At 64.4% G+C, this 1,530-nt stretch carries 3 protein-coding genes; 1 reads left to right on the forward strand and 2 read right to left on the reverse strand.

Features of this window, described 5'->3' with window-relative positions:
- Positions 1–12 precede the first annotated feature (12 nt).
- The gene (locus ACK5L9_RS22175; protein ID WP_416913629.1) at positions 13–300 is read left to right on the forward strand and encodes a hypothetical protein; all 288 of its coding nucleotides are present in this window, start codon (positions 13–15) and stop codon (positions 298–300) included.
- A 293-nt stretch (positions 301–593) separates the two neighbouring features.
- Here ACK5L9_RS22175 and ACK5L9_RS22180 read toward each other — a convergent pair whose 3' ends face one another.
- Both ACK5L9_RS22180 and ACK5L9_RS22185 read right to left on the reverse strand, forming a co-directional pair.
- Positions 594–1,064 carry a CinA family protein gene (locus ACK5L9_RS22180; protein ID WP_416913630.1) on the reverse strand — a complete coding sequence of 157 codons (471 nt, stop codon included), beginning with the start codon at positions 1,062–1,064 and terminating at the stop codon, positions 594–596.
- A partial coding sequence (locus ACK5L9_RS22185; protein ID WP_416913631.1) for a phosphatidylglycerophosphatase A occupies positions 1,061–1,530 on the reverse strand: 470 nt, incomplete at its 5' end. The genes ACK5L9_RS22180 and ACK5L9_RS22185, both read right to left, overlap by 4 nt.

A 1,530-nucleotide genomic window follows, 5' to 3' on the forward strand; every position in this document is an offset into this window, starting at 1 on the left:
GACTGAAATGCCATGAGTTTTGGCCAGTTCAACCGTCAATTCGTCGATCGTGATCCCGCCCCTGACGGCAACGCGCGTCTCGATCCAACTGTCACGCTGGCCGAGCCCCCTTCATCCAGCGCCGCCACCAGCCGCTGCCGCAAATCAGCCGAATACGGTTTTCCCATCCATGCTGACCTCCATCACAGCAGACAGCATGCAGCAGAAATCAGGCATCGTGGGAAGCCGAAGATTCAACTTGGTCGGGCAGGACTCTTTATTGACGTTGCCACGGGCCAGCCTTCAAGGCCGTTGGTATAGCTGACGGAAGCCAATTTGATCATCAAATTGGCGTAGCATCAGCGTGAAATCAAATGGTTATAGCCTGACAACATAATCAAAGGACAGTCGTCAGGCTATATAGATCGGTTCGGTCATCCCACCCGGCGAAAAATCGTTCGATATGACAGTACGCCATACCCGTGCCACCCACAGACTGCCCGCGCGCAAAGCGCGCGCCGGGCCGGGCGGCAGCGCGCGGGGCGGGCTTTGCCCGAACCGCACCCCCCTTTCTGCCAAAACGGTCGGGACGGCCTGGCACTGGGCATATCCGGTCAGCCTGCAAGTCTGGCCAACAGCAGGCGCAGCGCGTGCTCGACGGTTGCGGCGCGGACCTGCGCGCGTCCGATGGCCCCGAACTCTGCTGTTTCGGTTCGCACGGCGGATTCCGTTGCCACGCCAAAACAGACCAGCCCCTCGGGCTTGTGCCCGGACCCGCCCGGTCCGGCGATGCCTGTGACCGCCACGGACAGGGCCGCGTCCGACCGCGTCAGAGCGCCCCTTGCCATTTCGGCGGCGACTTCCTCGCTGACCGCGCCATACGTGTCCAGTGTTTCGGCCTTCACCCCCAGCATCTGCATCTTGGCGGCGTTGGAATAGGTGACAAAGCCGCGATCAACGACATCAGACGATCCCGGCACCTCGGTCAGCGCGCCTGCGATCAGCCCGCCGGTGCAGCTTTCGGCGGTGGCGATCAGGATGCCACGCGCGCGGGCGGCCGTCAGCACATCGGCGGCCAGGTTCATTGGGCCAGCACCCCGTGGTACAGCCCCGCAAGCAGGACCGAGACCACGCCCGCGAACAGCCCCGCCCACAGATCGTCCAGCATCACGCCCACCGCATCGCCGCGCCGGTCGGCCCGGCCCACCAGCCAGGGTTTCCAGATGTCGAACAGCCGGAACAGCAGGAAGGGCGCGACGAAACCCGGCCACGCGGCCAGAATCGACACCCCGTGCCACCACAAGGGAATAACGGTGAAGGACATGGCCAGCCACTGTCCCGCGACCTCGTCGATGACAATTTCCGACGGATCCTTATCGGCCAGCCCGGCGAACGCGCGAGCCACCGCCCAGAAACCGAGCAGAGTAGCGAGCACGGTTCCAACTGGCACCAGCCAAGCTCCACCCAGTTCGCAGAACAGCACGCCAAGCGCCACCGCAGCCGCCGAGCCCCAGGTGCCCGGCGCAGGGCGCAGCAGGCCCACGCCGAAGA

This window comes from Paracoccus sp. (in: a-proteobacteria), assembly GCF_047973135.1.
Lineage (GTDB): Bacteria > Pseudomonadota > Alphaproteobacteria > Rhodobacterales > Rhodobacteraceae > Paracoccus.

Excerpts from the sequence above, each read along its gene's own strand:
- ACK5L9_RS22175 (WP_416913629.1), top strand. The coding sequence starts at position 13 with ATGAGTTTTGGCCAGTTCAACCGTCAATTCGTCGATCGTGATCCCGCC.
- ACK5L9_RS22180 (WP_416913630.1), bottom strand. The coding sequence starts at position 1,064 with ATGAACCTGGCCGCCGATGTGCTGACGGCCGCCCGCGCGCGTGGCATC.